General features: G+C 70.8%; 21 protein-coding genes and 2 pseudogenes. 7 read left to right on the top strand and 16 right to left on the bottom strand.

The window, feature by feature from the left end; genetic code table 11:
- Positions 1–353: 353 nt before the first annotated feature.
- Positions 354–593, bottom strand: coding sequence for a chaplin (locus ACIBK0_RS03010; protein WP_399074891.1), 240 nt, complete (start codon positions 591–593; stop codon positions 354–356).
- Positions 594–1,040: 447 nt separating this feature from the next.
- On the opposite strand from ACIBK0_RS03010, the gene ACIBK0_RS03015 reads away from it, so the two are divergent.
- Together ACIBK0_RS03015 and ACIBK0_RS03020 are read left to right on the top strand one after the other, a co-directional pair.
- On the top strand, positions 1,041–1,472 hold the full coding sequence (locus tag ACIBK0_RS03015) for a hypothetical protein (RefSeq protein WP_399074893.1): 432 nt from the start codon (positions 1,041–1,043) through the stop codon (positions 1,470–1,472).
- A gap of 114 nt (positions 1,473–1,586) precedes the next feature.
- Complete coding sequence (locus tag ACIBK0_RS03020; protein WP_399074895.1) at positions 1,587–1,892, top strand: hypothetical protein; 306 nt, start codon at positions 1,587–1,589, stop codon at positions 1,890–1,892.
- A 262-nt stretch (positions 1,893–2,154) separates the two neighbouring features.
- On the opposite strand, the gene ACIBK0_RS03025 is transcribed toward ACIBK0_RS03020, so the two are convergent.
- From ACIBK0_RS03025 to ACIBK0_RS03045, 5 genes and pseudogenes are all read right to left on the bottom strand, one after another.
- Complete coding sequence (locus tag ACIBK0_RS03025) at positions 2,155–2,328, bottom strand: LPXTG cell wall anchor domain-containing protein (protein WP_399075135.1); 174 nt, start codon at positions 2,326–2,328, stop codon at positions 2,155–2,157.
- Positions 2,246–2,686, bottom strand: a complete 441-nt coding sequence (locus tag ACIBK0_RS03030; protein WP_399075147.1) for a hypothetical protein — start codon at positions 2,684–2,686, stop codon at positions 2,246–2,248. Before ACIBK0_RS03030 ends, ACIBK0_RS03025 begins: the two co-directional genes overlap by 83 nt.
- A gap of 50 nt (positions 2,687–2,736) precedes the next feature.
- Positions 2,737–3,114: pseudogene (locus ACIBK0_RS03035) on the bottom strand (chaplin); the annotation flags it as partial.
- A gap of 132 nt (positions 3,115–3,246) precedes the next feature.
- A complete protein-coding gene (locus ACIBK0_RS03040) occupies positions 3,247–3,504 on the bottom strand; it encodes a chaplin (protein WP_399074897.1) in 258 nt (85 codons plus the stop codon).
- A gap of 212 nt (positions 3,505–3,716) precedes the next feature.
- Positions 3,717–3,797 (bottom strand): annotated as a pseudogene (locus ACIBK0_RS03045) (RdlA protein); the annotation flags it as partial.
- A gap of 233 nt (positions 3,798–4,030) precedes the next feature.
- Here ACIBK0_RS03045 and ACIBK0_RS03050 point away from each other — a divergent pair.
- Together ACIBK0_RS03050 and ACIBK0_RS03055 are read left to right on the top strand one after the other, a co-directional pair.
- Complete coding sequence (locus ACIBK0_RS03050; protein WP_399074899.1) at positions 4,031–4,444, top strand: rodlin; 414 nt, start codon at positions 4,031–4,033, stop codon at positions 4,442–4,444.
- Between the two features lie 201 nt (positions 4,445–4,645).
- On the top strand, positions 4,646–5,056 hold the full coding sequence (locus tag ACIBK0_RS03055) for a rodlin (RefSeq protein WP_399074901.1): 411 nt from the start codon (positions 4,646–4,648) through the stop codon (positions 5,054–5,056).
- A 92-nt stretch (positions 5,057–5,148) separates the two neighbouring features.
- On the opposite strand, the gene ACIBK0_RS03060 is transcribed toward ACIBK0_RS03055, so the two are convergent.
- Positions 5,149–7,092: an AMP-dependent synthetase/ligase gene (locus ACIBK0_RS03060; RefSeq protein WP_399074903.1), complete on the bottom strand. Its 1,944-nt coding sequence runs from the start codon at positions 7,090–7,092 to the stop codon at positions 5,149–5,151.
- Between the two features lie 158 nt (positions 7,093–7,250).
- On the opposite strand from ACIBK0_RS03060, the gene ACIBK0_RS03065 reads away from it, so the two are divergent.
- Positions 7,251–8,993: a hypothetical protein gene (locus ACIBK0_RS03065; RefSeq protein ID WP_399074905.1), complete on the top strand. Its 1,743-nt coding sequence runs from the start codon at positions 7,251–7,253 to the stop codon at positions 8,991–8,993.
- Between the two features lie 241 nt (positions 8,994–9,234).
- Here ACIBK0_RS03065 and ACIBK0_RS03070 read toward each other — a convergent pair whose 3' ends face one another.
- The 3 genes from ACIBK0_RS03070 to ACIBK0_RS03080 all read right to left on the bottom strand — a co-directional run bounded on the left by ACIBK0_RS03070 (position 9,235) and on the right by ACIBK0_RS03080 (position 14,471).
- Positions 9,235–10,812 (bottom strand): von Willebrand factor type A domain-containing protein, encoded by a 1,578-nt coding sequence (locus ACIBK0_RS03070; protein WP_399074907.1) that lies wholly within the window; start codon positions 10,810–10,812, stop codon positions 9,235–9,237.
- A gap of 153 nt (positions 10,813–10,965) precedes the next feature.
- Complete coding sequence (locus tag ACIBK0_RS03075) at positions 10,966–11,829, bottom strand: ABC transporter permease (protein ID WP_399074909.1); 864 nt, start codon at positions 11,827–11,829, stop codon at positions 10,966–10,968.
- Positions 11,826–14,471, bottom strand: coding sequence for an alpha/beta fold hydrolase (locus ACIBK0_RS03080; RefSeq protein ID WP_399074911.1), 2,646 nt, complete (start codon positions 14,469–14,471; stop codon positions 11,826–11,828). The genes ACIBK0_RS03075 and ACIBK0_RS03080 overlap by 4 nt, the downstream gene beginning before the upstream one ends.
- Positions 14,472–14,588: 117 nt before the next feature.
- Between ACIBK0_RS03080 and ACIBK0_RS03085 the strand changes: the two genes are divergently transcribed.
- Entirely contained in the window at positions 14,589–14,999 is a 411-nt protein-coding gene (locus ACIBK0_RS03085) for a GNAT family N-acetyltransferase (protein WP_399074913.1), read from the top strand.
- A 4-nt stretch (positions 15,000–15,003) separates the two neighbouring features.
- Here the strand turns inward: ACIBK0_RS03085 and ACIBK0_RS03090 are convergent, their stop codons facing one another.
- From ACIBK0_RS03090 to iolC, 6 genes are all read right to left on the bottom strand, one after another.
- The gene (locus tag ACIBK0_RS03090; RefSeq protein WP_399074915.1) at positions 15,004–16,413 is read right to left on the bottom strand and encodes an APC family permease; all 1,410 of its coding nucleotides are present in this window, start codon (positions 16,411–16,413) and stop codon (positions 15,004–15,006) included.
- A gap of 483 nt (positions 16,414–16,896) precedes the next feature.
- Positions 16,897–18,399 carry a CoA-acylating methylmalonate-semialdehyde dehydrogenase gene (gene mmsA, locus ACIBK0_RS03095; protein ID WP_399074917.1) on the bottom strand — a complete coding sequence of 501 codons (1,503 nt, stop codon included), beginning with the start codon at positions 18,397–18,399 and terminating at the stop codon, positions 16,897–16,899.
- Positions 18,400–18,413: 14 nt separating this feature from the next.
- Positions 18,414–20,297, bottom strand: a complete 1,884-nt coding sequence (gene iolD, locus ACIBK0_RS03100) for a 3D-(3,5/4)-trihydroxycyclohexane-1,2-dione acylhydrolase (decyclizing) (protein ID WP_399074919.1) — start codon at positions 20,295–20,297, stop codon at positions 18,414–18,416.
- The gene (gene iolB / locus ACIBK0_RS03105) at positions 20,294–21,127 is read right to left on the bottom strand and encodes a 5-deoxy-glucuronate isomerase (protein WP_399074920.1); all 834 of its coding nucleotides are present in this window, start codon (positions 21,125–21,127) and stop codon (positions 20,294–20,296) included. The genes iolD and iolB overlap by 4 nt, the downstream gene beginning before the upstream one ends.
- 7 nt (positions 21,128–21,134) lie before the next feature.
- Positions 21,135–22,112 (bottom strand): deoxyribose-phosphate aldolase, encoded by a 978-nt coding sequence (locus ACIBK0_RS03110; RefSeq protein ID WP_399074922.1) that lies wholly within the window; start codon positions 22,110–22,112, stop codon positions 21,135–21,137.
- Positions 22,109–23,059 (bottom strand): 5-dehydro-2-deoxygluconokinase, encoded by a 951-nt coding sequence (gene iolC / locus ACIBK0_RS03115; protein WP_399074924.1) that lies wholly within the window; start codon positions 23,057–23,059, stop codon positions 22,109–22,111. The genes ACIBK0_RS03110 and iolC overlap by 4 nt, the downstream gene beginning before the upstream one ends.
- A gap of 122 nt (positions 23,060–23,181) precedes the next feature.
- Here iolC and ACIBK0_RS03120 point away from each other — a divergent pair, with 122 nt between their 5' ends.
- Positions 23,182–24,141: a sugar phosphate isomerase/epimerase family protein gene (locus ACIBK0_RS03120; RefSeq protein ID WP_399074926.1), complete on the top strand. Its 960-nt coding sequence runs from the start codon at positions 23,182–23,184 to the stop codon at positions 24,139–24,141.
- The last annotated feature ends 182 nt before the right edge of the window (positions 24,142–24,323 follow it).

Genomic DNA, 24,323 nt, shown 5'->3' on the forward strand with positions numbered 1-24,323 from the left:
ACCCCACCCCCCCCCCGCCCCCGCGCCGCCGCACCCCCCCCCCCCCCCCCCCCCCCCCCCCCCCCCCCCCCCCCCCCCCCCCCCCCCCCACGGCAGGGTGGCGACTGCTTCGCCTCGGACCGCTCCCCTGGCTCAGGAGCTGGGCAGCAGACCGGACACCGGGACCGCGGTCTGCATGACAGCCGGCGCGTCGCCCCTACCGGAGCCGCCGCGGTGACCTTCGCGATCGCGTCCTTCACGGCCTGACTGAGCTTCGCCGCGTCGTCGGCGAAGAGCCGTCCCCCATTCGGGGCAACGCGAGCCGGCCGCCATCCCGTCGGGGAGGGCGGCCGGCCAAAGGTCTCGCGCTGCCGTCAGCCGTTGCTGCAGGTGTTGCCGAACGCGGGGTTCAGCAGGGCGATGACGTTGACGGTGTTCCCGCAGGCGTTCACCGGAACGTGGACCGGGACCTGCACGACGTTGCCCGACAGGACGCCCGGGGAGTTGGCAGCCGAGCCGCTCGCGCCGCTGTCGGCGGCGGCGACGCCGGCGGTGCCCGCCAAAGCTGCGGCGGCAACGGAGGTCAGGGCCAGGCCCTTCGCGATACGCGACATGGAGAAGTGCTCCTTGGAGTCGACACAACATCCGGGCGGGGTGCCCGGCTCTGGATTCAACGCGCGGCGCACACGCGGGATGCGCCTCCAAAGGAGTGATCTCATGAAACGCCAACACTTCACGGTTCTGACTCACTCGCCTGGTTTGACCGATAAATACGGATAGCCGCTGGATTCGGGCACCTCCGAGGCTGCTTGGAAGCGGAGGGAGAGTCATATCGCGCATGTGTGATCTCCAGAAGTCGGCCAACTCGTCCATCAGCTGCCGTACGGCGTCCGCGCCCACCTGTCTGCCGGCTCCTCCGTACTCCGCCACGCGAGGGCAAGCCCGCCAGGAACGGCGACTTCGACATGTCCTACACGTCGGCAAGGACCCGGACACCTGCAACTCCAGGCGCGCGGAGCTCCGTCTGCCGGAGGGCGGGAGGTCACGTACGCGCGGCTGCAGTGCGGAGGCAACCTCCGTATCGGCAAGCAGAAGCCGCCGAAGGACAACCGGCGGGGCTGATCACCGAGCCCAGTGGCGCGTACAAGGCGGTGCTCGCGGACAGCGTCATCGGGCACCGGGGGGCGCGCGGGCCGCCGGCGTGCGTGAGCGGGGGCGGCTTGCTGACCGTGTCGACCGGGCGTGACACGCCGACGGCGCTGAGGGATCCTGCCAACCCCCTTGACGACGTGCCGAATTCGACGATCAGCGGGCCGGAGTCCGCCGCGGCGAAGCGAGTGCTCGCGTATCCGAACACGCTCGGCTACGACTCCGGCGTCCTCGAACGCGGTAAGGGGATCCGGCGCGGGGGTGACCAGTTGGCCTTCCTCGTTGCGCAGCGGGACGCGGCCTGGGTCGGGGCGCTGCTCGCCGCCGTCGACGCGGAGCAGTGAGGCACGCCGTCGCGCGCCGCCCGTGCGCGAGGAACCACGCACGCACCTGTCGACCGCCACTCGTGCGCTGCCGTGGACCCGGCGCCCTTGCCGGGCGTCGCGACGGGGCGAACGTTGCCTGCTGGGGTACTAGCGGCGCTCAGCGCGCTGCGGCCGCGCGCCGAAGAGCACAAGACGGCCTGGCGCGCCCCGGACGACCGCGCTCCCGGCCTCGCGATGTGGGACCTGTGGTCCCGGCATGTGGCACTGCGGCTGGTGGAGCGAGTACGGCCGCGACGGCGTGCGCTGGACGTCCGGGTCGTACGTCCGCTCGGCGGGCAGGTCTCGCCGACCGGCCCCGTATCCGATCCCCTGGCCGATTCCCTCATCGGCTCCGTGGCCGACGACGAGATCATGGCCCACGTCGGCCGGCTGATCTGAAACGACCTGCCCCGGCCCGGGAGCGCCCCTGGTGGCAGTCGGCCCGCTCCCCGCACAGTGGCCTGGGTTGCACCCGGCGCAACTGGTTCTACGCCGAGCGTCCCGGCCTGTTCCGCCCGCTCCCGGAGACCGCCCACGCCCGGATCGCGGCCACGGCACTGGAGCCGACGGGCGCGTGGTGGGTGCGCAACGGCATCGAGCCGGTCGTAGACGCGGCTCGGGTGCCGGGCGCGGTGAGGCGTCCGGCACCCAGAGCGGAGTACTACCGGCGGGGCACGGCTCGGCCCCTGCGGTACAGGACGGTTCCGCCCGCGAGCAGGGCGACGCTGGCGGCCGAGGCCGCGAGCACGCCCTCACTGCCGGTGCGCGGCAGCGTGGGGGAAGCGCCGGGCGGCTGTTCCGTGAGAGACGGGGTGTTCGGAGGGGTCCTCTTCACCGAATGAGGGACCGTCCGAGGGGTCGTCGGCGGCGTAACCACAGGAGGAACCGTCGGCGGGGTCGTCGGCGGCGTAACCACAGGCGGAACCGTCGGCGGGGTCACCACAGGCGGAACCGTCGGCGGCGTCACCACAGGCGGAACCGTCGGCGGCGTAACCACAGGAGGAACCGTCGGCGGGGTCACCGGCGGCGTCACCACAGGAGGAACCCCCGGCGGGAACGTCGGCGGCGTAACCGGCGGAGGAACCGTCGGCGGAGTCACCGGCGGAGGTGCCGTGGGCGGGGTCACTGGCGGCGTAACCGGCGGAGGCGGCGTAACCGGCGGAGGCGGCGTGGGCGAGTCCTCGTTGGCGCACCCGTTGCCGAAGGCGGGGTTGAGCGCGCCGATCACGTCCACCGAGTTGCCGCAGGCGTTGACCGGAACGTCCACCGGTGTCTGGACGGTGTTGCCCGACAGGACGCCGGGCGAATCGTGGGCCTCGCCGTGCGCCGAGGAGCCGGAGACGGACGAAGCATCATCGCCGGGTGATTGGCGCGGCGGCGCACCCTGCAACGGCTGCGAACTCGAGCCGTTGGAACAAGAGTTCCCGAACGCCGGGTTGAGCGCGGCGATGACGTTGACCGTATTGCCGCAGGCGTTCACCGGTACGTGCACCGGAACCTGGACGTTGTTGCCCGACGCGACGCCGGGTGAGTCCGTGGCGGCCCCGTTCGCGTTCGAGTCCGCGAAGCCGGGGGTGGCGTACAGGGACAGGATGCCCGTCGCGGCCGCGGCCACGACCACTCCCCTACTCAGGGTCTGTCGCAATCTCGTTGTCTTCCTGCTGGTAGAAGTGAGGAAAGTCGGCCCTGGAACCGATGAGGCAATCCAAGGCCGACCCTGACACAGTCGGGGCAGTTGATGCGCCGTGGTGCGTCAGCTGTTGCTGCAGCCGTTGCCGGACGTCGGGTTCAACAGGGCGATGACGTCGACCGTGTTGCCGCACACGTTGACAGGAATGTGCACGGGAACCTGGATCACGTTGCCCGAGAGGACACCCGGGCTGTTGCTGGCGGCACCCTCGGCGCCGGCGTCGGCGAAGGCGGGGGCGGCCATTCCCAGAGCCATGATCGTGCCGGTGACGAGAGCAGCGCTCTTCTTGTACTTCACATGCTTTCCCTTCTCTGCGGCCATGCCTCATTGACGGCCGAAACCGAGCGAGCACAGCATGAACGGCTCGCACCATGACCTGCACGCTGTAAACGAGGGACAGGCCTACGAAGAAACTCAGGAACGCGCGCTGTCCGGTAATTCACTCGAACGCATCGCACCGAAATGACACCGTGCCCCTATAGCATGCAGAAACGATAGAAGCAGAAACGCTTCCCACCTCGGCCGCGTGCGGATCAGCTGCCGCCGGCTCCGTTGCCGGAGCCCACCGGGATGTTGTCCAGGATGCGCGACAGCGGCTCGTCACCCTTGGTCGACAGACCGATACAGAGCTTATTTCCACCCCCGCCAACCGGAGGCGGCGCGAATAGTTTCGCGGCTTCACCCGGATGGACTGTTCGTGACCCCGGAATTCGTGGAACGACAGGCACGCGGCCGTGTGCACATGCCGTTCGAATAGGCCAATGGAGTGAATGGGAGCAACCATGCAGGCCGGGCCCAGTTGTCCAGGACGCTCCGGTGGACGGGGTACCTCAGAAGGGACATGCAAGTGATCAAGAAGGTTATGGCTGCCGCGGCAGTCGCCGTTTCCGTCGTCGGAGCCTCGGCCGCCGCCGCGCCGCAGGCGCTGGCCATCGGCAACGACGGGGGCGTCACCACCAGCAACGGCAACAACGCCCAGCAGATCTACGGCAACCAGGCGACGTACGGCACCATGAGCCCGCAGATGGCGCTCGTCCAGGGTTCACTGAACAAGCCCTGCATCGGTCTGCCGGTCAAGGGCAACATCGGCTCGGTCGCGGGCGTCGTGCCGGTCACCGCCCTCCAGGACGTCCCGGTCCTGTCGTCCCCGCAGAACCAGCAGTGCACCGAGAACTCCACCCAGGCCAAGGGCGACGAGCCGCTCTCGCACATCCTCGACAACATCCCGGTGCTCTCCGGCAACGGCGCCACCGGCAGCTGATCCGCCGCGTACAGCGGGCCGTCGGTCTCTCCCGGCGGCCCGCTGTCGCTGTCAACGATGCCAGCAGCAGCGACGCGTCAACTCCGGTCCCGAGGAACCCTCCGGGTCATTCGGGGCATACCCCCGCAACCCCATCGTTCACCGCACTGTTGATCATCACGCGGCTCCGTAACGGAGCCCGCTCTCCGAAAGGGAACGAACATGAAGAAGCTGTGGGCGACTGCGGCTATTGCCGCCTCCGTCGCCGGTGTCTCGGTCGTCGCCGCCCCCCAGGCGCTGGCCATCGGCAACGACGACGGCGTCACCACCAGCAACGGCAACAACTCCGTCCAGTCGTACGGCAACCAGGAAACGCACGGCAACCTGAGCCCGCAGCTCGCGCTCGTGCAGGGCACGCTGAACAAGCCGTGCGTCGGTCTGCCGGCCAAGGCGAACGTAGGCTCGGTCGTAGGCGTCGTGCCGGTCACCGCCCTCCAGGACGTCCCGGTCCTCTCGGCCCCGCAGAACCAGCAGTGCACCGAGAACTCCACCCAGGCCAAGGGCGACGAGCCGCTCTCGCACATCCTGGACAACATCCCGGTCCTGTCGGGCAACGGCGCCACCAACAGCTGATCAATTCGGCAGCGCACACAGCGGGTCGCCCCTCGGAGCGGCCCGCTGTTCCCATGTCCGCCGGTCCCATGGCGGCCATCCGGTGGTCTCTCTCAGGTCCGGTAAAGGGCCTCGATCTCGGCCGCGTACGTCGCCGTCACCGCACGCCGCTTCACCTTCAGGGAGGGGGTGAGCAGGCCGTTGTCCTCGGTGAACTCGCCCGCCACCAAAGCGAACGCCCGAATGGACTCGGCCCGTGAGACCGCTTCGTTGGCGTAGTCCACGGCCTTCTGGACGTCGGCGCGCATCCGGGGGTCGCGGACGACCTCGGACAGCGGGGTATCCGCGGGCAGTTTGCGGACGGCGAGCCAGTGGGCGACGGAGTCGGGGTCGAGGGTGATCAGGCCCGCGACGAACGGGCGGTTGTCGCCGACGACCAGGCACTGGCCGACCGGCGGCCGGCTGCGCAGCCGGTCCTCCAGGACGGCCGGCGAGACGTTCTTGCCCCCGGAGGTGACGAGGATGTCCTTCTTGCGCCCGGTGATGGTGAGGTAGCCGTCCTCGTCCAGCGCGCCGAGGTCGCCGGTGGCGAACCAGTCGTCCCGCAGGACCGCGTCCGTCGCCACCGGGTTGTTCCAGTAGGCGCCGAAGACGACGCCGCCCTTGATGAGGACCTCGCCGTCGTCGGCGATCCGGACGGCCGTGCCCGGGACCGGGAGGCCGACCGTGCCGGGCCGGGGCTTCAGGGGCGGGACGATGGTGGCGGCGGCGGTGGTCTCGGTGAGTCCGTAGCCCTCGTAGACGATGATCCCGGCCGCGTAGAAGAAGAGGTTGAGGTTGCGGTCGAGCGGGGAGCCCCCGCTGATGGCGTAGCGGGCGCGGCCGCCGAGTTCCTTGCGGATACGGCGGTAGACCAGCAGGTCGTACAGCGCCCAGGCGGCGTACAGGCCGGGCCCGGGCCCCTTTCCCACGCCGAGGAACTTGTTCAGGTACGCCTCTGCGAAACGGACGCCGACGCGATCGGCGCGGTCGAAGGAGGCGCCGCGGCCGATCTTCTCGGCGGTGGCACGGCCGGTGTCGTGGATCTTCTCGAAGAGGTACGGGACGCCCACCAGGAAGGTGGGGCGGAACTCCTTGAGCGCCGGGCGGAGTTCGTCGGGCTTGATGCTCGGGCAGTGGCCGATCTCGATGCGGGCCATCAGGCAGGCGATCTGCAGGCAGCGGCCCAGGATGTGGGCGAGCGGGAGGAAGAGGAGGGTCGAGGCGATCTGGCCGGTGACCTCCTTGAAGAGGGGGTGGAGCAGCTCGACCGTGTTGGCGGCCTCGGCGTACAGGTTGGCGTGGGTGAGGACGCAGCCCTTGGGTTTGCCCGTGGTGCCGGAGGTGTAGCAGACCGTCGCCACCGTGTCGGGGGTGAGGGCGGCGCGGCGCTTGGCGACCTCCTCGTCCGCGATGTCCCGTCCCAGAGCGGCGAGTTGAGCGATCGCGGCCCCCGCCGCGGCAGCGGCTGATGTCGGCGTCAGCTGCCAGACGCGCGGGGGTTCGGGGTGCCGGGCCGTGCCGGTCGCCACGGTGTCCGCGTTCTCGGCGGTCTCGACGATCACCAAGCGCACGCCCGAGTCCCTTACGATCCACTCCACTTGCTCCGCGGACGAGGTCGCGTAAATGGGGACGGTCTGGCCGCCGGCGGCCCAGATCGCGAAGTCGAGGACCGTCCATTCGTAGCGCGTACGGGACATCACCGCGACCCGGCCGCCCGGTTCGAGCCCCGCCGCGATCAACCCCTTCGCGGTGGCGGTGACTTCGCGGGCGAAGGCGGCCGCGGTCACCGGGTGCCAGACGCCGTGTTCCCTGCGGCGCAGGACGACCGCGCCGGGTGCCTCGGCCGCGTTGGTGAAGGGCAGGTCGGCGGTGCTGCCGGTGGTGGGGCTCGGTGCCAGCCGGGCGGTGCGCGCCTCACGCACCACTCCGGCAGCGTCTCTGACCAGCTCCACCTTGCTGCGACCGGCCAGGTCGGTGCGCTGCTTGGCCCGTTTCAGATCCTTGCGTACGCCCATGCCGACTCCCGGTCGCAGGATTCTTACTCGTGGGTCAACTTACTCGGACGTAAGGCAAATTCAATGGGTTGCAAGGAGCGGATACGACCGCACGGCATCCACCCGTTCGGCCCACCACCGGCGTCAAGCCGGGGTCGCGGTGAGCCGATGAATTGATCATGACGTCCACGTACTCTCCTGCCCGGCGGCGCCGCGAGGTCCCGCCGCCTTCCTCACTCCCCGAGCTGCCGGCCGGCAGGAACATCTCCCCGCAGGCATGGCTGCGCACCGCGGTGTGGATGATCCCCGCCCTTGTGATGGCGTTCGCCGGGTTCCAGCGGCGCTGGATGGCCGACGACGCGTATATCTACCTACGGACCGTGCGGCAGATCCTGGCGGGGAACGGGCCCGTGTTCAATGCGGGCGAGCGGGTCGAGTCGTCCACCGGGACGCTCTGGCAATGGCTGCTCGTGGCCGCCGGGCTGCCGGGGGCGGACCTCGCGACGGCCGCGGTGTATGGGGGGCTGCTGCTGACCGCTGTCGGATTCGCGCTCGCCGGAATCGGGGCGCTGCGGCTGTACGGCGATCGGGCAGGCCTTCCGCTCGGCTCCCTTGTGCTGCTCGGGCTGCCGCCCGTGTGGGACTTCGCCACCTCGGGGCTCGAGACGGGGCTCGCCACGTGCTGGATCGCGGGGGCATGGCTCGCCCTCAGCACCCGCTCCGCGTCACTCGTGACTTCGCTGCTGCTCGGGCTCGGACCCCTCGTGAGACCCGACCTGGGGCTGGTGTCCGCCGTCTTCCTGGCCGCGCAGTGGCTCCTGGTACGGCCCACCCGGCAGGGCACGCTCGCGGGTGTCGCGAGTGCGGTGGCGCTCCCGGGCGCGTACGAGATCTTCCGCGCGGGCTACTACGGGCATCTCGTGCCGCTACCCGCTGTCACCAAGGAGGCGGCGCAGAGTCTGTGGGGACGCGGCTTCGGATATCTCGGGGACTTCTCGGTGCCCTATCTGCTCTGGGTGCCCGCGCTGCTCGTGACCGCCGCGCTGCTGGCCTCGCCCGGGCGGTGGGCCTGGCGGGTCACGCCACCGCACGGCCGGGTCCCGCTCGTCCCCGCGCTCGCGCCCGTCGTCGCCGGGTTGTTGTGCTGGTTGTACGTCATCAAGATCGGCGGGGACTTCATGCACGGCCGGATGCTGCTGCCCGGACTGCTGCTGATGCTGTTGCCCGTCTTCGTCGTGCCCGTGACGCGGGCGGGAGCACTCGCGGCAGTCGGGGTCGGCGTGTGGGCCGTGGTGTGCGCGGGGTGGCTGCGGATTCCGTACGGCGGACAGGTGGGCCCGGCGGGGATCGCGGACGAACGGGGCGTGTACGTCCGTCATAACGCTGACGCCCACCCCATTCACCACACCTTCGCGGGCGCGCCCTGGCATGTCGCCCACGCGCGTGAGGTGCGGGAGGCGGAGCGCTCCGGCGCGGCCACCCTGCTGTGGGGCGACCGCCTCCGTATGGCTGCCGACTCGCCGTCGGTGACCGCCAGTTACGCGGTCCTCGGCTGGAACGGGGCCGTCGTGCCGCTGAACGGTGCCGCGCTCGATTCGATCGGGCTCGCCTATCCCCTCGCCGCCCACTCCGAGCGGGTCGGCGGCGGCCGTGTCGGCCACGACAAGCAGCTGCCCGCCACCTGGCTCGCCGCCGATCGGGGCGACCCGGCCGATGTGCCCCCGGGTCTCGACCCGGCGCGTGTCACCGCGGCCCGCCACGCCCTGCGCTGCGGTGCCCTCGCCGAACTCCGGTCCGCGACACGGGATCCGCTTACTCCCGGTCGCTTCCTGCGCAATGTCGCCGGGTCCTGGGAGCGCACCACGTTCCGCTTCCCGGACGATCCGGTGAAGGCGGAACGGGAGTTGTGCGGCGAGAGGTGACACGCGGCGCCCTGTGTGAGGGGTGAGGTGATTCGCCCCGGACGTATGCGGGGCGCCTGGGTCCTGTCGTCGAACTCCCGTCGTCCGCCCGGAGGGCGGGCTCCGCGGCAGCCGCGCCGCCGCCCTCGTACTGGATCTCCGGTCTGTGCCCGGTGCGACGAGTGGGGGGACCTCCCACGCCCTTGAGGCAGTGGGGGAGCGTGCCAGGCGTGGCGGAGCAGGCGGGAGTTCGACGACAGGGCTAGTCCCTGAGCCGGGTCGCCTGTCGGATCGCGTCGGCGAGTCGACGGAGCTCAGTGTCCTCCGTGGCGGTCGCCAACTTGTCCGCGTGGACGGCGAGTTCGGACAGGGGCGGGCGGGCCGGGAGATCGGTCCAGCGGTGGTCGCCCTGGCGGAGGGCGTCGGCGAAGTACGCGGCGGTCGCGGCGACTTGGAGGCCGTGGGACGAGGTCCACAGGTCGTCGTCGAGTGAGCCGGTCTCCAGCTGGCCGGACTCCTCGTGCGGGGCGCGGGTGTCGGGGTCGAGCCAGCGGACACTCGCGGTGGCGAGGTGGCCCGAGGCGCCGGGCCTGGTGCGGACCGCGTACAGGGCGGTCACCGTGTGGCCGGGACCCACCTCGCCGCCGTCCACCCGGTCGTTGCGGAAGTCCTCGTCGGCGACCTTGCGGTCGTCGTAGCCGATCAGCCGGAACTTCTCGACCGTCTGCGGGTCGAAGGCGACCTGCGCCTTGGCGTCGCGGGCCGTGAGGTCGATGTTCTGCGGGAGCTGGTCGCAGAAGACCTTGCGCGCCTCGTCCTTGTTCGAAACGTAGGTGGTGTGGCCGTCGCCCTTGTCGGCTAGGCGCTCCATCAGGGCGTCGCCGTAGTCGCTGCCCACGCCGACGCCGAAGAGGGTGATGCCGTCCTCGCGGCGGGCGTCGGAGATCCGCTCCAGGATGCTGTCCGCGTCCGTGTCGCCGGTGTTGGCGAGTGCGTCGGAGATCAGCACGACCCGGTTGGTGGCGCCCTCGCGCAGGCCCTCGACCGCCGTGTCGTACCCGGTGTCCACGCCCGCGCCGAGGTTGGTCGACTCCTGCGGCTCCAGACTGTCGATCGCGTCGTGCACACGGCCGCGGTGGTCGCCGAGGCGGGTCATCGGCAGGACGGTCTCGGCGTCGTCGCTGAAGGTGACCAGAGCGAGCGAGTCGTCGTCGCGCAGCCGGTCGGTCATCACGTCGAGGGAGTCTTTGGCCAGGTCGAGGCGGCCCGGTTCCTCCATCGAGCCGGAGACGTCGATGACGAACGTGAGGGCGGCGGGCGGGCGTTCACGGTCGTCCTCGGCCGCGCGGGTGGCGAGGCCCACCCTGACCAGCGACCAGCCGTCGTCGTCCGTGCGGGCGCCGTCGACGGTGACCGAGAAGCCATTGCCGTCGGGGCGCTCGTAGTCCTGGCGGAAGCTGTTGACGAACTCCTCGGGGCGAATGGTGGAGGGGTCGGGAATCCGGCCGTTCGCGAGGGTGCGGCGGGCATAGCCGTACGAGGCGGTGTCGACGTCGAGAGCGAAGGTGGAGAGGTAGTCGGGGGACGGCGCGATCTCACGGTCGGGTGCGCCGGTCTGCTCGCCCTCCTGCTGTCCCTGCGCCGTGCCCGATGACGGCTGGGCGGGGGCGGGCAGGGGGAGGTCGCGCCCGCCGGATTTGTCGGCGCCGTCCGACGAGTTGCCGCTGCCGCTCGCACTGCAGCCCGTCAGCAGCACGGCGCCCGCCGCTGTCAGCGCGAGCAGGGTTCCGCGCAGTCGGCGGCTTCCTGTGGCCCGCGCCCGTATGTGGTCCCTACCCATCTGTGCCCCCTCGGTGAGCGGCCTGTCTATGGGCCGACGTCTGTGACTGTGACGTCCGAGGGGGCCTGAATGTGCGCTCCGGGGCATTGCGGATGAATCTCGAAGCGGCCACGACGGGCAGCCGTCGAGACCGGTAGGTGATCCTCCGGAGACCTACGACACGATGTCCTTGCGCCGGAAACCGCGGAAGGCCAGGGCGAACAGCACGATCGCGTACGTTATGGAAATCGCCGTGCCCTGGATCATGCCGCTCCACTCCGGGTTCGGCTGAACGGCGTCGGCCCAGGCGAACTGCCAGTGCGCGGGCAGGAAGTCGCGCCAGTCACCGAGGGCGGTGACCGCGTCCAGGACGTTCCCCACGATCGTCAGGCCGACCGCGCCGCCGACCGCGCCCAGCGGGGCGTCCGTCTTGGTCGACAGCCAGAACGCGAGCCCCGCGGTGACCAGTTGGGACACGAAGATGTACGCGATCACCACGAGGAGCCGCTGGGTCGCGGTGCCCGCGGAGAGCGCGCCGCCGGTGGGGATCTCCAGCGGGCCCCAGCCATAGGCCGCGGTGCCCACCGCGATCGCGACGACCGGCAGCAGCACCATCGCGGCGAGGCTGAGGCCGAGGGCGACGGTGAGCTTCGACCACAGCAGGCGGGCCCTGGGCACCGGTGCCGCCAGCAGATAGCGCAGCGAGGACCAGCTCGCCTCGGAGGCGATGGTGTCCCCGCAGAACAGCGCGACGGGGATCACCAGCAGGAAGCCGGCCGACACGAACAGGTTCACCGCGGCGAAGTTCGCGCCCGACGCGGTGGCCGTGTCCATCAGCGTGACCTGGCCGTTGCGCGAGCCGGGGTCGCCGCCGATGGCGAAGGCGACGACCAGGACGAAGGGCAGCGCCGCCAGGATCGCGCCCATGACGAGGGTGCGGCGCCGCTTCAACTGCCGGATCAGCTCCACGCGCAACGGCAGCGTGCGCCGCGCCCGGTACCCGTCGGCCGTCTCGGTGCGCTCCACGAGCGTGCTCATGCTGAGCCTCCGATCAGGGTGAGGAACGCGTCTTCCAGACGGCGGTGGGGGCCCACCGACGCGACGGGCACTTCGAGCCGTACGAGCTCCACGACGAGGCGCTCCGCGCTGCCGCCGGGATCGAGACGGACCAGCAGCCCGCCCTCGGCGACGGCGGCCGAGGCCACGCCCGGCAGCGCGCCGACCTTCTCGACGACCGGCTCGTCCACGGGGGAGCCGGTGCCGACCAGGAGGGTGTCTCCGGAGCCGACGATCTCGCTCACCGGGCCCGCCTGGACCAGCCGGCCACGGTCCATGACCACCAGATGGGTGCAGGACTGCTCGACCTCCGCCAGAAGATGGCTGGAGACGATGACCGTGCGGCCCGCGGCGGCGTACCGGATCATGACCTCGCGCATCTCGCGGATCTGAGGCGGGTCGAGGCCGTTGGTCGGTTCGTCGAGGATGAGGAGGTCCGGGAGGCCGAGCATCGCCTGGGCGATGGCGAGGCGTTGACGCATGCCCTGGGAGTAGGTGCGGACCGCGCGGGCCAGCGCATCGCCGAGGCCCGCGATCTCCAGCGCCTCCTCCAGGTGCGCGTCCTCGCGCGGACGGCCCGTCGCCTGCCAGTACAGCTCCAGGTTCTCGCGGCCCGAGAGATGCGGCAGGAAGCCCGCGCCCTCGACGAACGCCCCGACCCGGGACAGCACCGGGGCGCCGGGCCGGATCGCGTGCCCGAAGACGCGGATCTCGCCGCCGTCGGGCTTGATCAGGCCCATGAGCATGCGCAGGGTGGTCGTCTTGCCCGCGCCGTTCGGCCCGAGCAGGCCGAGGACCTGGCCCTTCTCCACACGGAACGAGAGGTCCCGTACCGCGTACCGGTCCGCCGACTTCGCGTACCGCTTGCTCAAGTCGCTGATCTGGAGCGGGACTTCGGCCAGCTCCGGATCGGGCGCCCCCGGCGCCGTGCGGCGGCGGCCCGTCAGCAGCAGTGCCAGCGCGACCAGTGCTGCGGCCGGCGGCAGCCACCACACCCAGGCGGGCAGCGGCGCGGCGGCGGTCGTCACGCCGGGTGCCGTCGGGACCTGGAGGTCGCTCTTCAGGGACACGGTGTACGTCGCCGGGGCGGCCGGTGAGGCATATCCGAGGTCGGTCGAGGCGAGGACCAGCTTCAGCCGGTGGCCCTTCTGCACCTCGTGGTCGATGGCGGGCAGGGTGACCGTGACGTCTTTGCCGGACTTCGCTGCCGCCACCCGCAGCGGCGTGACCAATTGCGAGGGCAGCACCTGCTGGGCACCGCCCGGTCCGACGTCGTACACCTTCGCGAACAGGACCGCGTCGTCGCTGCTCGAGGTGACGTGCACCGTCACCGTCGGCGACCCGGTGATCCTCAGATCGCTGCCGAACGCCGCGGAGTCGAACTGCGCGTACTGGCCCGGGAAGTCGAGGGAGACCCCGACGCCCAGGGACGAGAGCTGCGCGAGGCCGCCCGAGCCGCCGAGGCCGGGGAGCGCCGAGATGGCGGGCGGATTCGCTCCCGCCGGGTTCTCGAAGCGCTGCTCGCGACCGCTCAGCGCGATGGCGTGCTGCCCGCTCTCCAGTCCGGGATAGGTGTCCCCGCTCGCGCCCCTCAGCAGGGCGGCGCCGTCGGTGGAGTCGATGCCTCCGGTGCGGGTGACGCGGAAGGGGGGGCCCGTGTCGGCGTTCTTGTCGTCCTTCAGATAGCGGTCGAACCAGGAGCCGACGCGGGACTCGACGCGGCCCGTCTCCATGTCGCCGCCGTCGTGGCCGCCGGAGATCCAGTCGACGTCGACGGGCGCGCCGCCCGCCCTGATCGCCTTGGCCATCGCGTCGGCGTGGCCGAGCGGGAAGAGGGAGTCGGACTGGCCCTGCACGATGAGCGTGGGCACCTTGATGCGGTCGCCGACGGCGGAGGGACTGCGCTCCTCGAGGAGCCGAGTGGCCGCCGCGTCCGGCTTTCCGGCCTCCGCCACGCGGTTGTACATCGCGCACAACTGGGGCTGGAACTGGTCGCAGCCGCCGCCGGAGTTGATGAAGATGCCGGCCCAGAGCTTCTTGAAGACCCCGTTCGGAAAGAGGGCGTCCGACAGGTTCCAGTACGTGATCGCCGGGGCGATCGCGTCGACCCTCCGGTCGTAGGCGGCGGCCAGCAGGGAGATCGCCCCGCCGTACGAGGCGCCGGTGACGCCCACGCGCGGGTCGCCGCTCTTGTCGAGCCGGACCTCCGGGCGCTTCGCCAGCCAGTCGATGAGCTTCGAGACGTCGGTGACCTCGGCCTTGGGGTCGTTCAGGCCGATCTTGCCGGTGGACTTCCCGAAGCCGCGCGCCGACCAGGTGAGCACCGCGTACCCGTCACGGGCGAGCTTCTCCGCCTCGTCCCGTACGTCCTCCTTGCTGCCGCCGAAGCCGTGCGCCAGGAGGACGGCGGGGCGGCGCTGCGAGGACGAGCCCGCGGTGAAGTACGAGGTGTCGATGCGCAGCCCGCCGCCCATGGCCATGACGCGGTCGGCGCGGTGCACGGGCGCGGTGTCGTCCGAGGCGACAGCCGTCCATGTGCCCGCGCCGGCGAGCACGACGACGGCGGCGGCCGCGGCCGCGATCCACCGCCGGGGCCCGCGCAGTCGGGGCAGTCGAAGATCCATGCCCTCAACGGTACGGGCGAGCGCCGACAACCGATGCAGCCGCCGGGCTGAACCCCCGCCCCTCCCAGGGGAGTACGGACCCGGTCCCACATACCGCGTCCGTGGTACGAACGGCCCATGGAGATGCGCCGCGCCGGCACCGTCGGCGAACTGACCGCTGCCGAGTACCTCTTCGACGACCCCGTGCGCCCCGAGTGGGCCCAGCGCTTCCTGGACGCCCAGGGCCACCACCTCTTCCTCGCGTACGAGGACGGCAGTCCCGTCGGCTTCATCAGCGGGGTCGAGACGGTCCACCCCGACAAGGGCACCGAGATGTTCCTGTACGAGCTGGCGGTCGCCGAGCCGTTCCGGCGGCGCGGCATCGGGCGTGCGCTGATCCGGGAGCTCGCCGCCCTGGCCCGCGAACGCGGCTGCTACGGGATGTGGGTCGGCGTCGACACCGGAAACGACGTCGCCCTTGCCACCTACCGCAGCGCGGGTGGCAAGGACGACGGGTCGTGCACGGTGGTGACGTGGGACTTCGAGTAGACCGTCAGGCCTGCGCGTCCTCGGGGATCGACACCAGCCAGCGGGTCTCGCGGCGCGGCCGCAGGTAGAAGGCCCAGTACAGGGTGGCGACGGCCGTGATACCGCCGGTCCAGAGCAGGTAGCTCATCTCCTGCTGGCTCAGGATGTACGCGAGGACCGCGATCAGCAGGACCGGCATCGCGGGCCACAGCGGCATGCGCCAGGCGGGCGTGTCGGCGTGCTTGCCGCGGCGGGCCAGCAGGGCGGCGACCGCGACCAGCAGGTACATGCCCGTCACCGACACGCCGGTCACGCCGTACAGGGTGTCCAGGTTGACGAAGCACAGGGCCGCGCCGGGGACGCCCACGAGGAGGGTGGCGACCCAGGGGGAGCCGAAGCGGCCGAGCCGCGAGAGGCCCTTGTTGACCGGCTCGGGCCACGCCTTGTCGCGGGCCGAGGCGAACAGCACCCGGGAGTTCTGGATGACCATGACGATGCCGGCGTTGATGATCGCGAGGGCCACGCAGAGGCTGACGAAGGTGCCGACGGCGGAGTTCGACCAGGCCGTGACCATGCTGCTGATGTCACCGCCGGTCAGGGTCGACAGGTCGGAGGCGCCCATGGTGATCGCGACGACCGGGACCAGGATGATGACCGTGGAGATGGCCAGGGTGGCGAGGACGGTGCGGGCGACGTTGCGGCGCGGGTTCTCCAGTTCCTCGGAGAGGTAGACCGCGGTGGAGAAGCCCTGGGTGACGAAGAGGGCGATCGCGAGCCCGGAGACGACCAGCATGGCCGTCACGGTGTCCGTGTGCCCACCGGAGCCCGCCACCTGCATCGAGACCAGGCTGCCGGCGCCGCGCTGGCTGTGCGCGAAGCCCAGGACCGCCACGACGGCCGCCGCGATGACTTCGAGGACCAGGAAGATACCGGTGATCCAGGCGTTGGCCCGCAGGTCGAGCAGGCCCGCGAGGGTGGCCAGGATCATCACTCCGGCGCCCGCCATCGACGGGTTCAGGTGCACGATCGGCGCCAGGTAGTCCGCCGTGCCCATCGCGATCACCGGTGGCACGATCATGACGACCAGGAGGGAGAGCACGAAGACCAGCCAGCCCGCGAGGCGTCCGGCCATCGTGGAGACCATGGCGTACTCGCCGCCCGCGCTGGGGATGAGGGTGCCCAGCTCCGAGTAGCAGAACGCCACGGCGATACAGAGCAGCGAACCGATCGCGATGGTGAGCGCGGTCGCCGTGCCGAGGGACGAGAACAGGTCCGGCACGACCACGAACAGGGTGGAGGCGGGCGTCACGCAGGAGAGCGTCAGCAGGGTGCCGCCGACGATGCCGATGGAGCGCTTGAGCTTTTGGGGGTTCCCGGAGGCCGTGGGGACGGTGTCCGGGACGGCGGTCTCGACAGGGCGAAGCGTGTCGGTCATGAAGCGGTTCCGATCGACTCGTGCGTCAGGTGATTCGGGCGGGAGCGATATCGCCTCCGGCGGCTCGCGTCGTACGTCTCTTCGTCCGCTCCCGGCGTTGATGGAACCTTGACGGAAACCGTTGCGTCAATGGCCGTTTACCTACGGAATCCGCAGTAGCGGAGCGACGCAGGTCACATCACTTTCCCAGGCCCTGACACCCTCATATGGCAATCACCAAGACTCAGCAGACTGTGACCTTGCTTTTAAAGGCAATATCGACCGATCACCTGCGTCACCCGTTTCATCACCTCATGACGAGAACCGCAGTCGGGGCGCCAAAATTCGCCAGGATTGGTCCGCACTCCGGACGCCTACCGGACAGTAGAGTCCCGCCGCACAGTAGAAGCACAGCCGGGGAGTGGGGAACGGGGAACCGCTCGGCCCGCCGCGCACAGCAGTGCCCCGCGCCTCGGACGAGGGGCGGGGCACCGGTGGAAGAGGTCAGTGGTTGCGCGGGAAGCCCAGGTCGACGCCGATCGGGGCCTCGGACGGGTCCGGCCAGCGGGTGGTGACGACCTTGCCGCGGGTGTAGAAGTGCGTGCCGTCGTTGCCGTAGATGTGGTGGTCGCCGAAGAGGGAGTCCTTCCAGCCGCCGAAGGAGTGGTAGCCCACGGGGACCGGAATCGGGACGTTCACGCCGACCATGCCGGCCTCGATCTCCAGCTGGAAGCGGCGGGCCGCGCCGCCGTCCCGGGTGAAGATCGCGGTGCCGTTGCCGAAGGGGGACGCGTTGATCAGCGCCACGCCCTCCTCGTACGTGTCGACGCGCAGCACGCACAGCACCGGGCCGAAGATCTCGTCCTTGTACGCGTCCGCCGTCACCGGCACACGGTCAAGGAGCGACAGGCCGATCCAGTGGCCGTCCTCGAAGCCCTCGACCGTGTAGCCGGTGCCGTCGAGGACGACCTCGGAGCCCTGGTCCGCGGCGCCCTTCACGTACGACGCCACCTTGTCGCGGTGCGCGGCCGTGATCAGCGGGCCCATCTCGGAGGTCGGGTCGTTGCCGGGGCCGATCTTGATCTTCTCGGCCCGCTCACGGATCTTCTCCACCAGCTCGTCGCCGATCGAGCCGACGGCCACGACGGCCGAGATGGCCATGCAGCGCTCGCCCGCCGAGCCGTACGCCGCCGACACCGCGGCGTCCGCCGCCGCGTCCAGGTCCGCGTCCGGGAGGACCAGCATGTGGTTCTTCGCGCCGCCTAGGGCCTGTACGCGCTTGCCGTTCGCGGCGGCCGTGGTGTGGATGTACCGGGCGATCGGCGTCGAGCCCACGAAGGACACCGCCTTCACGTCCGGGTGCTCCAGGAGGCGGTCGACGGCGACCTTGTCACCGTGCACGACGTTGAAGACGCCGTCCGGCAGACCGGCCTCGGCCAGCAGCTCGGCGATCTTCAGGGACGCCGACGGGTCCTTCTCCGACGGCTTCAGGACGAAGGTGTTGCCGCAGGCGATGGCGAGCGGGAACATCCACATCGGCACCATGGCCGGAAAGTTGAACGGCGTGATGCCGGCGACGACCCCGAGCGGCTGCCGGATCGAGGACACGTCCACCCGGGAGGCCACCTCGGTCGACAGCTCGCCCTTGAGCTGCACGGTGATCCCGCACGCCAGGTCGACGATCTCCAGACCGCGCGCGACCTCACCGAGCGCGTCCGAGTGCACCTTGCCGTGCTCGGCGGTGATCAGTTCGGCGATCTCGTCGCGGTGGGCGTCGAGCAGAGCCCGGAACTTGAAGAGGATCGTGGTCCGCTTGGCCAGCGAGGACTGGCCCCAGGTCGTGTACGCGTCCTTCGCCGCGGCGACCGCGGCGTCGACCTCGTCGACGGTCGCGAAGGCGACCTGCGTGGTCACGGCGCCGGTCGCCGGGTCGGTGACCGGCCCGTACGTACCCGACGCACCCTCGACGGTCTTCCCACCGATCCAGTGGTTGACGGTCTTCGTCATGGCCAAAAACTCCTTCACAGATGGCGGCGTCGGGCGGCGACGTGCCGGTCGTACTCCTCGCGCGCCTTGACCGCCGACGATCGGGTCGCGGTCTCGGCCACGGGTACATCCCACCAGGCTTGGGCCGGAGGCGCGCCCGACACTGTGTCTGCCGTTTCGGTCTCCACGTAGACACATGTGGGAGTGTCGGCGGACCGTGCCTCGGTCAGCGCAGTGCGCAGGTCACGCACCGTCTTCGCGCGTAGGACCCGCATGCCCAGGCTGGCCGCGTTGGCGGCGAGATCGACGGGCAGCGGCGCCCCCGTGTGCGTACCGTCCGCGGACCGGTAGCGGTACGCGGTGCCGAACCGCTCGCCGCCCACGGACTCCGAGAGGCCGCCGATCGAGGCGTAGCCGTGGTTCTGCAGGATGAGCACCTTGATCGCGACGCCCTCCTGCACGGCGGTGACGATCTCCGTCGGCATCATCAGATAGGTGCCGTCGCCGACCAGCGCCCAGACGGGACGGCCGGGGGCCGCCATCCGTACGCCGATCGCGGCCGGGATCTCGTAGCCCATGCACGAGTAGCCGTACTCGACGTGGTACTGGTCCCGCGACCGCGCCCGCCACAGTTTGTGCAGGTCGCCGGGGAGCGAACCGGCCGCGTTGATCAGGATGTCGTCCTCGGTGACCAGCTCGTCGAGTATGCCGAGGACCTGCGGCTGGGTCGGCCGGATGTCGACGTCCTCGGCCTCGTACGCCGCGTCGACCCGGTACTCCCAGCGCTCCTTGTCGTCCGTGTACTCGGTGACGTACGCGGGCTCGGCGCGGTGCTTGTGCAGCAGCAGCGCCTCGGTGAGCTCTTCGAGTCCCACGCGCGCGTCCGCGATCAGCGTCTGCCCGGAGAGCTTGTGGCCGTCGTGGGGCGCGATGTTGAGGTTCAGGAAGCGGACGCCCGAGGCGGTGAAGAGGGTGCCGGAGGCCGTGGTGAAGTCGGTGTAACGGGAGCCGACGCCGATCACCAGGTCGGCGGTGCGGGCGAGCTCGTCGGCGGTCGCCGTGCCGGTGTGCCCGATGCCGCCGACGTCCTGCGGGTGGTCCCAGCGCAGGGAACCCTTGCCGGCCTGGGTGGAGGCGACGGGGATGCGGGTGGCGGCGGCGAGTTCGGCGAGTGCCTCCTCGGCGCGGCTGTGGTGGACACCGCCGCCCGCCACGATCAGGGGGCGGCGGGCGTCGCGGATCGCCCGTACGGCGGCGGCCAGCTCACTCTGGTCCGGCGCCGGACGGCGTACGGTCCAGGTTCGCTCGGTGAAGAACTCCTCCGGCCAGTCGTACGCCTCCGCCTGTACGTCCTGGGGCAGCGCGAGGGTGACCGCGCCCGTCTCGACGGGGTCGGTGAGCACGCGCATGGCCTGCAGCGCAGCCGGGATCAGGGCTTCCGGCCGGGTGATCCGGTCGAAGTACTTCGACACCGGCCGCAGACAGTCGTTGACCGACACATCGCCCGCGTACGGGACTTCGAGCTGCTGGAGCACCGGGTCGGCGGGGCGGGTCGCGAAGACGTCGCCGGGCAGCAGCAGCACCGGGAGGTGGTTTATCGTCGCGAGGGCGGCACCGGTGACGAGGTTGGTCGCGCCCGGGCCGATGGAGGTGGTCACGGCGTGCGTCGACAGCCGGTTGCTCTGTCGTGCGTACCCGACCGCCGCATGAACCATGGACTGCTCGTTACGGCCCTGGTGGTACGGCATCTCGTCCGCGTACTCGACGAGCGCCTGCCCCAGTCCGGCGACGTTGCCGTGGCCGAAGATGCCCCAGGTGGCGCCGATCAGCCGCTGCCGCGAGTCGTCCCGTTCCGTGTACTGGGCGGCCAGGAACCGCACCAGCGCCTGTGCGACCGTCAGCCTCGTCGTTGAGGTCATCGGTATCCCTCTGTGCTTGCCGTGTTGTTTACGTGTTCCGGGTGGAAGCAGATCCGCCACTCCCGGTCCTCTCCCGGTCCGGCCATCACGTTCAGGTAGTACATCGTGTGGCCGGGCTGGGCTATGGACGGGCCGTGCCATCCGTCGGGGACGAGGACGGCATCGCCGGTGCGGACCTCGGCGAGGACGTCGGATCCGCCCTCGTGTGAAGGGAATACGCGCTGATAGCCGAATCCGTTCGGGCCGTCGATCTCGAAGTAGTAGATCTCTTCGAGCTGCGATTCGATACCCGGCCGGTGCTCGTCGTGCTTGTGCGGCGGGTACGAGGACCAGTTGCCGCCGGGCGTGATGACCTCGACGGCGATGAGCTTGTCGCAGTCGAAGGCGTCGGCGGAAGCGAAATTGCGCACCTTGCGGGCGCAGTTGCCGCTGCCGCGGTCTTCGACGGGAACCTCCGGCGCGGGGCCGTAGCGGGCGGGGAGTCGGCGCTCGCACTTCGCTCCTGCCAGGGCGAAGCGGCCTCCCGCGCCGGAGGCGATCTGGGCCCGGGCGTCACGGGGCACGTACGCGAAGTCGGAGACTCCGGCGAACACGCTCTGTCTGCCCAGGAGTTGGAACTCTTCGTCGTCCTCCACCTGCACGGTGCAACCGCCGTTGAGGGGAAGGACGATCCACTCGCTGTCACCGGTGGTGAAGGTGTGCGTACCCCCGGATCCCAGCTCCACGATCCGCAGGCTGCTGTGGGTCCAGCCGGCCCGCTTGGGGTCGATGTCGAGCGCGTAGTTCGCGTCGGCGGTGGTGCCCTTGGGGACGTACAGCTCGTTGCTCATGCGGCCCTCACAGGAGTCCTACGGCGGTGTCCACGGCCGCGGCCACATCGCCGTCCGCCGGGTAGAGCAGCGAACGGCCGACCACCAGGCCCTGGACGGTGGGCAGTTGCAGCGCGCCGCGCCATTTCTCGTACGCGCCCTCCTGGTCCTCCGCGACGTCGCCGCCGAGGAGGACGGCGGGCAGGGTGGAGGTCTCCATGACCCGGGCCATGTCGTCGGGGTTCTTGGTGACGGGGACCTTCAGCCAGGTGTACGCCGAACTGCCGCCCAGGCCGCTGGCGATGGCGATGGACTTGGTGACGGCCTCGGCGCTCAGGTCGTTGCGCAGCGTCCCGTCGTCACGGCGGTGGCACAGGAACGGCTCGACGAAGACCGGGAGTCGGCGCTCCGCCATCGCGTCGATGATCCGGGCGGTGGCTTCCAGGGTGCGCAGCGAGCCCGGGTCGTCGTAGTCGATGCGCAGCAGCAGCTTGCCCGCGTCGAAGCCGAGCCGCTCGATGTCCCGCGGGCGGTACCCGGTGAAACGGTCGTCCAGCTCGAAGGAGGCGCCCGCGAGTCCGCCCCGGTTCATCGACCCGATGACCACCTTGCCGTCGAGGGCGCCGAGCAGCAGCAGGTCGTCGAGGATGTCGGCGGTGGCGAGCACTCCGTCGACCCCGGGACGGGACAGCGCGAGGCAGAGCCGTTCGAGGAGGTCGGCGCGGCCGGCCATGGCGAACATGCGGTCGCCGACGGCCAGGGCGCCGCGGGCCGGGTGGTCCGCGGCGATGATCATCAGCCGGCCCGAGTCGTTGACGAGGGGGCGGCGGGGACGGCGGGCGGCGGCCTCGGCGATCGCCTCGGGATGATGGGTGCGAGTGCGGACGAGGTCGGCGACATCGACGCGCCGGTGCGAGGAGCGGAGCCGTTCGTACGCGACGGGGGCACCCGCGGGCGCGTCTCCCCCTTGTTCGTGCCGCGCTCCCCCGACATGCCCCGCCCTCACCGCACCGCTCCCGCCGTGAGCGCGTCCTCGACCTCTTCGGGTGTCGGCATCGCGGAGGAGCACTCCAGACGGGACGCGACGATGGCGCCGGCGGCGTTCGCGTGCCGCATGACGCGCTCCAGGTCCCAGTCCGCGAGCAGGCCGTGGCACAAGGAGCCGCCGAAGGCGTCACCGGCGCCGAGGCCGTTGAGGACCGTCACCGGGAGGGGCGGGACCTCGGCGGAGGTGCCGTCGCGGTGGACGGCGAGGACGCCCTTGGGGCCCTGCTTGACGACCGCGAGTTCCACGCCGGCCGCCAGCAGGGCGCGGGCGGCGGCGTGCGGTTCCCGCTCGCCCGTGGCGATCTCGACCTCGTCCACGTTGCCGACGGCCACGGTGGTGTGCCGCAGGGCCTCGGCATAGAAGGGCCGGGCGGAGGCCGTGTCCTTCCAGAACATGGGCCGCCAGTCGAGGTCGAAGACCGTCGTACCGGACTTGGCACGGTGGGCCAGCGCCGCGAGGGTCGCCGTGCGGCTGGGCTCCTCGCTCAGACCCGTGCCCGTCATCCAGAAGACGCGGGCGTCGCGGACGGCGTCCAGGTCGAGGTCGTGCGCGTCGATCTCCAGGTCGGGGGCCTTGGGCCGGCGGTAGAAGTACAGCGGGAAGTCGTCCGGCGGGAAGATCTCGCAGAAGGTGACGGGGGTCGGCAGGCCGGGGACCGGAGTGACCCAGCGGTCGTCGACGCCGAAGTCGCGCAGCGCCTCGTGGAGGTAGGTGCCGAAGGGGTCCTCACCCGTCCGAGTGATCACCGCCGTGCGCCGTCCGAGCCGGGCAGCGGCCACCGCGACGTTCGTCGCCGAGCCGCCGAGGAACTTCCCGAAGGACGTCACCTGGGCCAGCGGAACCCCCGTCTGCAACGGGTAGAGGTCCACGCCGATCCGCCCCATGGTGATCAGGTCGTACGCCATCGAGTTCCCTTCACGTCGGCTGCCCCCAGGTGTATTCCCGCGCGGGGAGCCCTGTCAATGTTTTGTCCGGACATCCGGACCAGGCCTTGACACCTCTCCGGGGTCGCCGGAAGCTGACGCCCATGACGTCGTTGCCACCGCAGTCATCGCCTCAGTCGTCACCGTCGCCGAAGCCGTCGTCTCCGTCCTCACTGTCCCGCATCCGGATCGGTTCGGCTCCCGACTCCTGGGGCGTCTGGTTCCCCGACGACCCCCAGCAGGTTCCCTGGCAGCGCTTCCTCGACGAGGTCTCCGCGTCCGGGTACGAGTGGATCGAGCTGGGCCCGTACGGCTATCTGCCCACCGATCCGGCCGTCCTCAAGGAGGAGACCGCGCGGCGCGGGCTCACCGTCTCGGCCGGCACGGTGTTCACCGGGCTGCACCGGGGTCCCGCGGTGTGGGAGTCCACCTGGGCGCACGTCTCGGACATCGCGGCGCTCACCCAGGCGATGGGTGCCGAGCACCTCGTCGTCATCCCGGCCTTCTGGCGGGACGACAAGACCGGTGAGGTGCTGGAGAACAGCACACTGACGCCGACGCAGTGGCGCAATCTGACCGCCCAGACCGAGCGGCTCGCCCACGAGGTGCGCGAGCGCTACGGGCTGCGGATCGTCGTCCACCCGCACGCGGACACGCATATCGACAGCGAGGAGAACGTCACGCGTTTCCTCGACGCGACCGATTCCTCGCTCGTGTCGCTGTGCCTCGACACGGGCCACTACGCGTACTGCGGCGGCGACAGCGTCAAGCTCATCGAGACGTACGGCGAGCGCATCGGCTACCTCCACCTCAAGCAGGTGGACCCGCTGATCCTGGCCGAGGTCCGCGCGGGCGAGGTGCCGTTCGGGCCCGCCGTGGCCCGTGGCGTGATGTGCGAACCGCCGTCCGGCGTACCGGCACTGGAGCCCGTCCTCGCCGCCGCGCAGCGGCTCGGCGTCGACCTCTTCGCGATCGTCGAACAGGACATGTACCCCTGCCCGCCGGACAAGCCGCTGCCGATCGCGCGGCGGACCCGGGCGTTCCTGAGGTCCTGCGGAGCCTGAACGGCTTCGAGGTCCTGCGGGACGCAAGCCGTTTCGGGGTCCCGCGGGCCGGTGCGCCGTGGTCGTGGGGCCCGCCGGGAGCCCGGGGCCCGGCGGGCCTTCCGGTCCTCCTGTGCCCGTTGCACCATGGGTTTCCCCACGACAGGGTCCCGGGTGCGGGCGGCGGCCGGAGGGACGTACCG

This window comes from Streptomyces sp. NPDC050564 (assembly GCF_044457265.1).
Classification (GTDB): Bacteria; Actinomycetota; Actinomycetes; order Streptomycetales; family Streptomycetaceae; genus Streptomyces.